We start from the raw sequence: 291 nt of genomic DNA on the forward strand, positions 1-291 counted from the left end.
GCCGCCACCGGCGAGCAAGCCGGCGGCCTGCCGCTGCGTGTGCGCATCACCAAGGTTTCCGACAAGGATGCCGCGTCCCTGCTCGAAGAGATGGGCAACCTGGGCACCGTCAAGGCGAGCGAACGCGCCAATGGCGTGCTGACGGTCTGGGTGGATAGCACCTGCACGCCGGAAGACATCGAGGCCGTGTGCTGCTTCATCGTCGACGGCGACCAACTGAACATCGCCCGCGAGGCAGTGCCGGCAAGCGGCGACGCCGCGCCCGTGGCGGCCGAAGCGGCGCCGGCCGAG

General features: G+C 70.1%; 1 pseudogene. It reads left to right on the forward strand.

What is annotated here, in order from left to right:
* Nucleotides 1–291: pseudogene (locus B2W22_RS12840) on the forward strand (chemotaxis protein CheA); the annotation flags it as partial.

It is taken from the genome of Achromobacter sp. UBA4530 (assembly GCF_002388205.1).
In the GTDB taxonomy this organism is placed as follows: Bacteria; Pseudomonadota; Gammaproteobacteria; order Burkholderiales; family Burkholderiaceae_B; genus Achromobacter; species Achromobacter animicus.